At 59.9% G+C, this 12,135-nt stretch carries 8 protein-coding genes; 7 read left to right on the forward strand and 1 reads right to left on the reverse strand.

Translation table 11 applies throughout. The features are described from left to right. The first annotated feature begins 192 nt into the window (after nucleotides 1-192). The 7 genes from aceK to AC6CIA_RS06615 all read left to right on the forward strand — a co-directional run bounded on the left by aceK (nucleotide 193) and on the right by AC6CIA_RS06615 (nucleotide 11,304). A complete protein-coding gene (gene aceK / locus AC6CIA_RS06585; protein WP_498311214.1) occupies nucleotides 193-1,926 on the forward strand; it encodes a bifunctional isocitrate dehydrogenase kinase/phosphatase in 1,734 nt (577 codons plus the stop codon). 71 nt (nucleotides 1,927-1,997) lie between these two features. Further along, nucleotides 1,998-5,909, forward strand: coding sequence for an ATP-dependent RNA helicase HrpA (gene hrpA, locus AC6CIA_RS06590; RefSeq protein ID WP_498311162.1), 3,912 nt, complete (start codon nucleotides 1,998-2,000; stop codon nucleotides 5,907-5,909). A gap of 224 nt (nucleotides 5,910-6,133) precedes the next feature. Continuing rightward, nucleotides 6,134-7,255 (forward strand): beta-ketoacyl-ACP synthase III, encoded by a 1,122-nt coding sequence (locus AC6CIA_RS06595; protein WP_498311163.1) that lies wholly within the window; start codon nucleotides 6,134-6,136, stop codon nucleotides 7,253-7,255. 30 nt (nucleotides 7,256-7,285) lie between these two features. Beyond that, entirely contained in the window at nucleotides 7,286-7,900 is a 615-nt protein-coding gene (locus AC6CIA_RS06600; RefSeq protein WP_498311164.1) for an RNA polymerase sigma factor, read from the forward strand. Continuing rightward, a complete protein-coding gene (locus AC6CIA_RS06605) occupies nucleotides 7,894-8,127 on the forward strand; it encodes an anti-sigma factor family protein (RefSeq protein ID WP_339529198.1) in 234 nt (77 codons plus the stop codon). The genes AC6CIA_RS06600 and AC6CIA_RS06605 overlap by 7 nt, the downstream gene beginning before the upstream one ends. Nucleotides 8,128-8,653: 526 nt before the next feature. After that, nucleotides 8,654-9,985 (forward strand): OprO/OprP family phosphate-selective porin, encoded by a 1,332-nt coding sequence (locus AC6CIA_RS06610; protein ID WP_498311165.1) that lies wholly within the window; start codon nucleotides 8,654-8,656, stop codon nucleotides 9,983-9,985. Between the two features lie 194 nt (nucleotides 9,986-10,179). After that, complete coding sequence (locus AC6CIA_RS06615; RefSeq protein WP_498311166.1) at nucleotides 10,180-11,304, forward strand: GNAT family N-acetyltransferase; 1,125 nt, start codon at nucleotides 10,180-10,182, stop codon at nucleotides 11,302-11,304. A gap of 11 nt (nucleotides 11,305-11,315) precedes the next feature. On the opposite strand, the gene aqpZ is transcribed toward AC6CIA_RS06615, so the two are convergent. After that, nucleotides 11,316-12,017 (reverse strand): aquaporin Z, encoded by a 702-nt coding sequence (gene aqpZ / locus AC6CIA_RS06620; protein WP_498311167.1) that lies wholly within the window; start codon nucleotides 12,015-12,017, stop codon nucleotides 11,316-11,318. Between the last annotated feature and the right edge of the window lie 118 nt (nucleotides 12,018-12,135).

Here is a 12,135-nt window from a genome sequence, read left to right on the forward strand (position 1 = left end):
CTCCTTTTATCAAGGCAAGAGTGTTGCTTAGCGTCCCTGCCCGACACAATCCCTGATGCATCATTGGGCGGATAAAACGCGTCACTCGCGCGTTCAAGCGCACTGCCAGACGCGACGCAGCAAATTGCACTTCTCCTGCTTCCAGACACTGGCTAAGCTCAGGTCTTCCGAATGCCCGCAGAGGTCTCCGCCATGCCGCAGCAAACGCCTGCCATTGACACCGCGCAGTCCATTGCCACGATGATCCTCGGTGGCTTTGACGATTACCGCGAGCATTTTCGCCAGATCACCGATGGCGCCCGCGAGCGTTTCGAAAAGGCTCAATGGCAAGAGGCACAGGCTGCATCGGCAGCGCGCATCAACCTGTACGAAGACAAGGTCGGTGAGGTCAGCGCACGTCTACGCGCCTCCTTCGCCGATGACACATTGCTCGAGATCCAATCCTGGCCGTTGGTCAAAAGCGCCTATATCAGCCTGATCGACCTGCGTTTTGACGATGAGCTGTCAGAGACCTGGTACAACTCGATCTTCTGCGGGTTGTTCAGCCATGACTTGATCAGCGACGGCTGCATGTTCATCCACACCACTCGCCCAAGCCTGCGGCGTGCCCGCGCCGCGCAAACCCGCAGCTACAAACCCCAGGGCAAGCTGGCGGGGATGCTGGAACAGGTATTCAGCGATTACCGTTTCAGTGAACCCTACGCCGACCTGGCCGCTGATCTGCGCCGCTTGGAGGCGCAGTTGCGCGAGAACCTGCCGGATTGGGTGTGCAAGGACCCGGCGCTGAATGTCGAACTGTTTTCCTCGGTGCTCTATCGCAACAAGGGGGCCTATCTGGTGGGGCGTCTTTACACCCGGGATGAGCAATGGCCGCTGGTGATTCCATTGCTGCACCGCGAAGGGCGGGGCATCCAGATCGATGCGCTGATCACCGACGAAGCCGATGTGTCGATCATTTTTTCGTTCACCCGCTCTTATTTCATGGTGGATGTACCGGTGCCGGCGGAATTCATCGGCTTTCTCAAGCGCATCCTGCCGGGCAAGCATATCGCCGAGTTGTACACCTCGATCGGTTTCTACAAGCACGGCAAGTCCGAATTCTATCGTTCCTTGATCAATCATCTGGCGACCACCGACGACCAGTTCATCATGGCCCCCGGGGTGCGCGGCATGGTCATGAGCGTGTTTACCCTGCCGGGCTTCAACACGGTATTCAAGATCATCAAGGACCGTTTCTCACCTTCGAAAAACGTCAACCGCGCGACGGTGATCGAGAAGTACCGGCTGGTGAAAAGTGTTGATCGCGTCGGGCGCATGGCCGATACCCAGGAGTTCGCGGACTTCCGCTTTCCCCTGAGCAAGTTCGAGCCCGAATGCCTGGCGGAATTGCTCGAAGTGGCGGCCGGGACGGTCGAAGTGGAGGGCGATAGCGTGCTGATCCGCCACTGCTGGACCGAGCGTCGCATGACCCCGCTCAACCTTTATCTGGAAAACGCCAGCGAGGCCCAGGTGCGCGAAGCGCTGGAAGACTATGGCCTGGCAATCAAGCAACTGGCGGCGGCGAATATTTTTCCCGGCGACATGCTGCTGAAGAACTTTGGCGTGACCCGGCATGGGCGCGTGGTGTTCTATGACTATGATGAAATCTGTTTCCTGACCGAAGCCAATTTCCGGCACATCCCGGCGCCGCGCACACCGGAAGATGAAATGGCCTCGGAGCCGTGGTATTCGATTGGGCCGCTGGATGTGTTTCCCGAAGAGTTCCCGCCGTTCCTGTTTGCCGATGCCGGCCAAAGACGCTTGTTCAATGAGTTGCATGGCGAGTTGTACAACGCCGATTACTGGAAGGGCCTGCAGGACGCTATCCGGGCGGGGAAAGTGATTGATGTGTTTCCGTATCGGCGCAAGGGCCTGGAAAACGAATGAGGGACGCGCTTGCCGACGGTTTTCTGCGACAATCCGTCCCCGCTTTTAATTAGACGATCGTTCTGTACCTGATGACTGACCAAGCACCCGCTATCGACCAACTGCTGAAGAACCTCGACCACGCCATGCTTGCCGACCGTCATCGCTTGCGTCGGCAACTGCTTGAGCTGCGCAAGAAGCCCGACGAGGACAAGCTTGCTCAGTGGGTGGCGCGCATGCAGGCGTCTTGCGCCCAGGTCACGGCGCGGCGCGAAAGCGTTCCGCAGATTCGCTATGACGACAGTTTGCCCATCGCTGCCAAGCGCGACGAAATCAAGACCGCGCTGCTCAAGCATCAGGTGCTGATCATTGCCGGCGAGACCGGTTCGGGTAAAACCACGCAGTTGCCGAAGATCTGCCTGGAGATCGGTCGCGGTCAATATGGTTTGATCGGTCATACCCAACCCCGGCGGATTGCCGCGCGCAGTGTGGCGAGCCGGGTCGCTGAAGAGTTGGCCACACCGCTGGGCGCGCTGGTCGGCTATCAGGTGCGTTTCGAGGACCAGAGTGACGGCAACACCCTGATCAAGCTGATGACCGATGGCATCCTGCTCGCGGAAACCCAGAATGATCGCTACCTCGAGCGCTACGACACGATCATCGTCGACGAGGCCCACGAGCGCAGCCTGAACATCGATTTCCTGCTGGGTTATCTGAAAACCCTGCTGCCCCGTCGTCCCGACCTGAAGGTCATCATCACCTCGGCTACCATCGATCTGGAGCGCTTTTCCAAGCACTTCGACGATGCACCGATTGTCGAAGTCTCGGGTCGTACCTTCCCCGTGGAAACCTGGTATCGGCCGCTGACCCTGGAGCAGGACGAGGAGGGCAACCGCGTCGAGGACGACTTGACGGTGGATCAGGCGATTCTCGCGACCCTGGATGAAATCGCCGCCTTCGAACGCAGCGAGCGCAAGAGCCCCGGCGATGTGCTGGTGTTCCTGCCCGGTGAGCGCGAGATTCGTGACGCCGCGGACATGTTGCGCAAGGCCCAGCTCAAGCACACCGAGATTCTGCCGCTGTACGCACGTTTGTCGCCAGCCGAGCAGCAGCGCATTTTCCAGTCGCACCCGGGGCGTCGCGTGGTGCTGGCAACCAACGTCGCGGAAACCTCGCTGACGGTGCCGGGCATTCGCTATGTAATCGACAGCGGAACCGCGCGTATCAGTCGTTACAGCTACCGTGCCAAGGTCCAGCGCCTGCCGATTGAAGCGGTCTCCCAGGCCAGCGCCAATCAGCGTAAAGGCCGCTGTGGCCGGGTCGAGCCAGGTATCTGTGTGCGCCTGTACAGCGAAGAGGATTTCATCGGTCGCCCGGAATTTACCGACCCGGAAATCCTGCGCACCAACCTCGCGGCGGTGATCCTGCAAATGCTGCACCTGCGCCTGGGCGAGATCACTGATTTTCCGTTTATCGAACCGCCGGATGGCAAGGCCATCAGCGACGGTTTCAATCTGCTGCAAGAGCTCTCCGCGGTGGATCGCAATAGCCAGTTGACCCCGCTGGGCCGCCAACTGGCACGCCTGCCGGTGGATCCGCGCATGGGCCGCATGTTGCTGGAGGCGGCGAAACTCGGCAGCTTGCAGGAGGTGTTGATCGTCGCCAGTGCGATGTCGATCCAGGACCCGCGCGAGCGTCCTCCGGAGCGCCAACAAGCGGCCGACCAGGCTCACGCACAATGGAAGGACCCGGATTCGGACTTCGCCGGCCTGGTCAATCTGTGGCGTGGCTTTGAAGAGCAGCGCCAGGCATTGACCGCCAGCCCGCTGCGTAACTGGTGTCGCAAGAACTTCCTGAACTACCTGCGCTTGCGCGAGTGGCGCGATTCCCATCGGCAGTTGAGCCTGATCTGTCGCGACATGCAGTTGAGCGTCAACAAGGAGCCCGCGGATTTTCCAAAACTGCACAAGGCGGTGCTGTCCGGCCTGCTGAGTCAGATTGGCCAGAAGACCGAGGACGGCGACTACCTCGGCGCGCGTCAACGGCGCTTCTGGATTCACCCGTCGTCGGGCATCGGCAAGAAGCGCCCGCAATGGTTGATGACCGCCGAACTGGTGGAAACCACCAAGCTGTATGCGCGCATGGTGGCGAAGATCGATGCCGACTGGATCGAACCGCTAGCCGGGCACCTGATCAAGAAAAACCACTTCGAGCCCCATTGGGAGAAGAAGCGCGGACAAGTGGTGGCCTTTGAGCAGATCACCCTGTTCGGGCTGATTGTGGTCGGTCGCCGGCCGGTGCATTACGGGCCGGTGGATCCGGTGGTCTCGCGTGAGTTGTTTATCCGCGAAGGGCTGGTGCGCGGTGAGATCCAATCCCGTGCCAAGTGCCTCGCGGCGAATAAACAGCTGTTGGAGCAGCTCGACGAGCTGGAAGCCAAGGCCCGCCGTCGCGACATCCTCGCTGACGAAGAAACCCTGTATGCGTTCTACGACGCGCGTCTGCCGGCAGAGATTCACCAGACTGCGACGTTCGACAGTTGGTACAAGGTCAACAGCCAGAAAAACCCGCAACTGCTGATCATGCGCGAGGAAGACGTGCTGGCCCGTGAAGCCAGCGAGGTCACCGCCGCGCATTATCCGGACACCTTGCACCTGGGTGACCTGGCCCTGTCCTTGAGTTACCACTTCGAACCCAACCATCCCCGCGACGGCGTGACTGTGCGTGTGCCGGCGCCGCTGTTGCCGGCGCTGCCCGCCGAGCGTCTGGAGTGGCTGGTGCCGGGGCTGATCGAAGCCAAGTGCATCGCCCTGGTGCGTAACCTGCCCAAGGCGTTGCGCAAGAACTTCGTGCCGGTGCCGGATTTCGTCAAGGCCGCGCTGCAACGCATCGAATTCGCCCAGGGCTCGCTGCCCCAGGCGCTGGGGCGCGAGCTGTTGCGCATGACCGGCGCGCGGGTCAGTGACGAGGCCTGGGCCGAGGCTGCACAGCAGGTGGAAAGTCATCTGAAGATGAATCTGGAAGTGGTTGACGCCCAGGGCAAGTTCCTCGGTGAGGGCCGTGACCTGGCGCAATTGACCGCGCGTTTCGTCGAGGCTAGCCAGGCCGCGCTGGCGGTACCGCAGACCGCGAAAAGCCAGCAGCCGGTGGAAGCCAAGGTGTTCGCGGCGGTGGCCGAGAAGACTCAACAAAATATTGCCGGGCTGTCGATGACCGTCTACCCGGCGCTGATCGAAGAAAACGGCACGGTCAAGGAAGGGCGGTTCTCGACGGCCGCCGAAGCCGAGTTCCAGCATCGACGTGCCTTGCAGCGTCTGTTGATGCAGCAATTGGCCGAGCCGGCAAAGTTCCTGCGCGGCAAGTTGCCCGGCTTGACCGAGCTTGGGCTGATGTACCGTGAGCTGGGACGCATCGATGCGCTGGTGGAAGACATTCTGCTGGCGAGTCTCGACAGTTGCATACTGGAGGGCGAGGCCAGCCTGCCGCGTGACGGCTCGGGCCTGGCCGCGCTGGCCGAGCGCAAGCGCGGCGGTTGGACCGAACATGCCGAGCGCCTGGCGCGGTTGACCCTGGAGGTGCTGAAGCTATGGCACGGCTTGCAAAAACGCTTCAAAGGCAAGATCGACCTGGCCCAGGCCGTGGCGTTGAACGATATCAAGCAGCAATTGAGCAATCTGGTCTACCCAGGCTTCGTGCGCGAAACGCCCGCGCAGTGGTTCAAGGAGTTGCCGCGTTACCTCAAGGCCATTGAGCTGCGCCTGGAGAAACTGCCGGGACAGGTGCAGAAAGACCGGGTCTGGAGCACCGAGTTGAGCGGCCTGTGGAGCCAGTACCAGACGCGCCTGAACAAGCATGCACAGGAAGGCAAGCGCGATCCGCAACTGGAGCTGTACCGCTGGTGGCTGGAGGAGTATCGGGTGTCGTTGTTTGCCCAGCAGTTGGGTACCAAGGTGCCGATCTCCGATAAGCGTTTGAGCAAGCAGTGGAGCCAAGTGGAAGCCTGAGCCGGCTCAGCGGGATGAAGTACATGGTAAAAGGCGCCAAGATCTGCGGTTTATGGCAAACTTCGCGGCTATAAATGCGTGGAACGTCTAGATTGGCTGTATCAGCCTCGGCGCGACGCAATACAGCGTTTCCCGCTTGATGCCCGCGGTACGGGCTTGAGCACTTTACGGTTTGGTACGGCAGTGCCAATACTTTCTGCCTGAACAGATTTAGAGGAACGACCGTGCATAACGTCGTCATCAGCGGCACTGGCCTGTACACCCCGGCCAACAGCATTTCCAACGAAGAGCTGGTGCAGTCTTTCAATGCTTACGTTCAACAGTTCAATGCCGACCATGCGGTGGCTATCGAGCAGGGCGACGTTCAGGCGTTGACCGAATCCAGCGCAGCCTTTATCGAAAAGGCATCGGGCATCAAGAGCCGCTTTGTCATGGACAAGGAAGGCATTCTCGACCCGCAGCGCATGACCCCGCGCCTGCCCGAGCGCTCCAATGACGAATGGTCGATCCTCTGCCAGATGGCCGTGGGCGCAGCCGAGCAAGCCTTGCAGCGCGCCGGCAAGACCGCCGCTGATATCGACGGGGTGATTGTCGCCTGTTCCAACCTGCAGCGGGCCTACCCGGCCATTGCCATCGAAGTCCAGGAAGCCCTCGGGATTCAGGGTTTCGGCTTCGACATGAACGTCGCGTGCTCCTCGGCCACGTTCGGCATCCAGAACGCCTGCAACAGCATTCAACTGGGCCAGGCCCGGGCGATCCTGATGGTCAACCCGGAGATTTGCACCGGTCACTTGAACTTCCGTGATCGTGACAGCCACTTCATCTTCGGCGATGCGGCGACGGCGGTGATTCTCGAGCGAGCTGACCTGGCCACCTCCGAGTATCAGTTCGATATCGTCAGCACCAAGCTGCTGACCAAGTTCTCCAATAACATCCGCAACAACTTCGGTTTCCTCAATCGCGCGGCGGAAGAGGGCATCGGTGCGCCGGACAAGCTTTTCGTGCAAGAAGGCCGCAAGGTTTTCCGCGATGTCTGCCCGATGGTTGCCGAGTTGATCGGCCAGCATCTGCTTGAAAACCAGTTGAGTGTCACCGACGTGAAGCGTTTCTGGCTGCACCAGGCCAACTTGAGCATGAACCACCTGATCGTCAAGAAACTGCTGGGTCGTGAAGCCGAGGTGGAAGAGGCTCCGGTGATTCTCGATACGTACGCCAACACCAGCTCGGCGGGTTCGGTGATTGCGTTCCATACCTATCAGGACGACTTGCCCAAGGGCGCGGTCGCGGTACTCAGCTCGTTTGGTGCCGGGTATTCGATTGGCAGTGTGATTCTGCGCAAACGCTAAACACCCTGCCCCTGAGACATCGAGGTTTGAATGGCCGCAGCAGACGACGCGCAGCTGCTTGAGCGCCTGCTCAAGGGCGAGCAGCAGGCCTACAAGGAGTTGCTCACCACCTACCAGAGCGCCATGCGTGCCGTGGCTTACGCCATCGTGGGCCAGCGTCATGCCGACGAAGTGGTACAAGACGCCTGGCTCTCGGTGGTGCGCAACCTGGCCGCGTTCGAGGGGCGTTCCAGCCTCAAGACCTGGCTGCTGACCATCACTGCCAATTCGGCCAAGGGCCGCTACAAGCAAAACCGCCGCGAAGTGTTGCTGGATGATTTGCCGGCGCCCCATGGGACCGTCGGCGATGAGCGATTTGCGGCGAGTGACGGCCACTGGCTGGTCGCCCCGTTCGCCTGGCACGAGGACACCCCGGAGGCGCTGCTGACCGCAGGTGAGTTGCGTGAATGCCTGGAGCACACGTTGTTGAGTTTGTCCGAACTGCAAAGCAGCGTGCTGTTGTTGCGAGAACGCCAGGGGTTGGAGCTGGAAGAGATTTGTAATCTTCTGCAGATATCGCTCTCCAATGTTCGGGTGCTCTTGCATCGAGCACGGCTTAAAGTCTTCGCCACGGTGGAGCATTTTGAGGAAACCGGCGAATGTTGACGTGTAGAGAACAAGTAGCGCTTTCCAGCGACTACCTCGACGGGCAGTTGACCTTTGGTGAGCGTCTGTTGATGCGCCATCACTTGATGTTCTGCTCTGATTGCCGGCGCTTTATCCGCCAGATGCGCCTGATGCAGGCTACGCTGCGTGTCTTGCCCGAGCCCCCGATGGCCGAGATCGACGAACTCGCCGAGCGATTGGCCGCCGAGCACACCCGCAAGCCCTAATGCCATTCAGTTACCTTTGTGGCGAGGGGGCTTGTCCCCCGTTGGGCTGCGCAGCAGCCCCAAAAAGGCCGCCCCCGTTCAGTCCGGTAAAACCGGGACTGCAGGTTTAGGGGCTGCTGCGCAGCCCAACGGGGGACAAGCCCCCTCGCCACAGGGTAACTGAACGGCATTACCGCCAGTCCTGAAACCCCGACGACTGCCCACGACTATTCCAAGCCTGCGCCGCTGCCGGACGCGGGCTTTTTTTCGTCCTTCAAAACCTTCCGGCGGATAAAAGGTTATTTTTTTTCAGGTTTTTTTCACATTCTGCGACCTGCCATTTTCAGCACTTTTTTCGCTGAGATGCAGGCTGGCCGTGGCCTGCGGCTTATTCCTGCTGGTTGTAAGAAAGTTCCCCTGTAATAAAATATTTATGTTCCAGCAACTTGCCTGAAATATCCGCTCGCCAAGATCCCCTCCCAACACCAGCGGGCCTGAACCCGTGTGTTTTCCAAAGTAAAAGACCACCAATTAGGGGAATTCTTCGATGATCCGTAAGCACTTCGCCGGTTTCGCGGCCAGCGCCCTGGCCCTGGCCGTTACCGCCCAGGCTTTCGCTGGTACTGTCACTACTGATGGCGCCGATATCGTAGTCAAAACCAAGGGCGGCCTTGAGGTTGCTACTACCGACCAGAACTTCAGCTTCAAGCTGGGTGGTCGCTTGCAGGCCGATTACGGCTCATTTGACGGTTTCTACACCAAGAACGGTGACTCCGCCGACGCCGCCTACATGCGTCGCGCTTTCCTGGAACTGGGCGGCACCGTCTACAAGGACTTCAAATACCAGATCAACTACGATTTCTCCCACAACGCCGGCAACTCTGACGACGGTTACTTCGACGAAGCTTCCATGTCCTACGTGGGCTTCAAGCCTGTGACCATCCGTGCCGGTCGTTTCGACCCGGATTTCGGCCTGGAAAAAGCCACCAGCTCCAAGTGGGTAACCGGCATCGAGCGTAACTCGGCTTATGAACTCGCCGATTGGGCAAACGGCCACGAAAACGGCTTGGGCATCCAGGTCAGCTCGACAGTTGCCGACATGGCCTATCTGTCCGCCAGCGTCGCCACCAAAGACATCAACGACGAAGACGGCAAAGGCGTGAAGCAATTCAACGGCCGTGCGGTGTTCGCTCCGATGCATGAAGCCGGCAACGTCCTGCACTTCGGTCTGGATGTGGCGGTTCGTGATTTGAGCGATGCGGCATTCGACTCGCGGATCCGTCCTCGTCTCGGCGTGCGTGGTGTGTCGACCGGCGGCGGCAACGATGCCGGCTCCAACGGCAACCGCGCCACTTTTGGCGGCGGCACTGGCCTGACCTCCAACCTGACAGCAGTCGGCGCGTATGACACCGACACCGTGTTTGGCGGTGAATTCGCTTTCGCCACTGGCCCATTGTCGCTGCAGGCTGAATACCTGACTCGCAAAATGAAGGCTGACAGCGACGCTTACCAGGACGTCAAGGCCCGTGGTTTCTACGGCCAGGTGGCGTACACCCTGACTGGCGAAGCGCGCACCTACAAACTCGACGGCGGCAAGTTCGACTCCATCAAGCCAGAAAACAAGCAGTTTGGCGCCTGGGAAGTGTTCTACCGCTACGACAACCTGCGTGTTGACGACAAAAACATCGTGACCAACAGCGCTACCCGTGAAGTCGGTGATGCCAAGGCCAGCCTGAACACTGTTGGTGTGAACTGGTACGCGAATGAGGCGGTCAAAGTGTCTCTGAACTACGTCAAGGCCAGCACCGACAAAATCACCAATGCCAACGGTGATGACAGCGGTGATGCCGTTGTAGGTCGTGTGCAGTACGTGTTCTAAGAACGTCGTAATAGCGTGACACCGCGCTCTTTCTTCATCCGTTAAAGCGCTCCTCGTTTGCTTGCCCCGCCATTTGGCGGGGTTTTTTTTTATGTGCAGCCGTGTGGCTCGCGGGAAACCGCTGTACCTCGGGTTCTGTCAGAATGGCCCGATGAACGACCATCGCGAACACGCGTTTACTGTCGAGGATTGGGATGCGGTTACAACGCTTGAATACGCTCTCCGAGATTGCGCCGGATGAATGGAACGCATTGGTTCCCGAGGAGCAGCCGTTTCTGCGCCATGGCTTCCTCAGTGCCCTTGAAGACAGTGCCAGTCTCGGTGCGCAATCGGGTTGGCAGCCGGAGCATTTGCTGCATTACGAAGGCGGGCGGCTGCTTGCCGCATTGCCCAGCTATCGTAAATGGCACTCCTACGGCGAATACGTCTTCGACCATGGCTGGGCCGATGCATGCGCGCGTGCGGGTATCGACTACTACCCCAAATTGTTGACGGCGGTTCCTTTCAGCCCGGTCAGCGGGCCACGGCTGTTGGCCGCGAGTGCGGCGGACGGTTTCGAGTTGCTCAAGAGCCTGCCCGGTTACCTGGAAATCGAAGGGCTTTCCAGCGCCCATATCAACTTCACGGACGCCCTGGCCGACGACGCGCTGGCTCAACAGGCGGGTTGGCTAGAGCGCCTGGGTTGCCAGTTTCATTGGCAAAACCGTGGGTATCGGGACTTCCAGGATTTTCTCGATGCGTTGAGTTCACGCAAGCGCAAGCAGCTGCGCAAGGAGCGCGAGCAAGTGGCGGGGCAGGGGATCGAGTTCGAATGGTTGCACGGTCATGAGCTGAGCGAAGCCCAGTGGGATTTTGTCTACGCCTGTTACGCCAACACCTACGCGGTGCGTCGGCAGGCGCCTTACCTGACCCGAGCGTTCTTCAGCCTGTTGGCTGAGCGTATGCCGCACGCGATCCGCGTGGTGCTGGCCAAGCAAGGGACGCGGCCCGTGGCGATGGCGTTCAGCCTGGTGGGTGGCGACAGCTTTTATGGACGTTACTGGGGCTGCCTTGCCGAGTTCGACCGGCTGCATTTCGAGACGTGTTTCTATCAAGGCATGGACTATGCCATCGCGCATGGCTTGCAGCGTTTCGATGCGGGCGCCCAGGGGGAGCACAAGCTGATTCGCGGGTTTGAACCGGTGATTACCCGTTCCTGGCATTACTTGCGCCATCCGGGACTGAAAACGGCGGTGGCGGATTTCCTCGAGCGCGAGCGAATGGGCGTTCTGGCGTATGCCGAAGAAGCGCGCTCAGCCCTGCCGTATCGCCAGGGCTGAGCACGCTTGACTCAGGCTGCTGCGTCCTTGCCCAACCACCGATAGGTGATACCGCCGATTACCGCGCCAAGGATCGGCGCGAGCCAGAACAGCCACAGTTGCTGGATCGCCCAGCCGCCGACAATCAGCGCAGGTCCCGTGCTGCGAGCCGGGTTGACCGAGGTGTTGGTGACGGGGATGGAAATCAGGTGGATCAGGGTCAGCCCCAGGCCAATGGCAATCGGTGCCAGGCCGGCAGGTGCACGACGGTCAGTTGCGCCGAGAATGATCAGCACGAACATCGCGGTCATTACCAACTCGGTGACAAACCCTGCCGCCATGGAGTATCCGCCGGGCGAGTGCTCGCCATAACCATTGGAGGCGAGCCCCGAGGCCAGTTCGAAGCCCGGTTTGCCGCTGGCAATGAAGTAAAGCAAGGCCGCGGCCACCACGCCGCCGATCACTTGTGCCACGATGTATGCTGGCAACTCCCTGGCCGGAAACCTCCCACCCACCACCAACCCCACGGATACTGCCGGGTTGAGATGACAGCCGCTGATATGGCCGATGGCGAACGCCATGGTCAGTACCGTCAGTCCAAATGCCAGGGAAACCCCCCGTAGACCAATTCCGACACCCGGGAACGCTGCGGCTAATACCGCACTCCCGCAACCTCCCAGCACCAGCCAAAACGTACCTAGACCTTCCGTGACGGAACGTTTGAACAAAGACATGAATACGTCCTTAATAGATTGCTCTATCTAATTTACGGGTCGGTGATGCTTCCCTGCAGTCTGATGTCAGGGCCCTCCTGGACCCCGATTGCAATACAGCAGAATTTTGATGCAAGAC

Source organism: Pseudomonas sp. GQ91 (assembly GCF_059758795.1).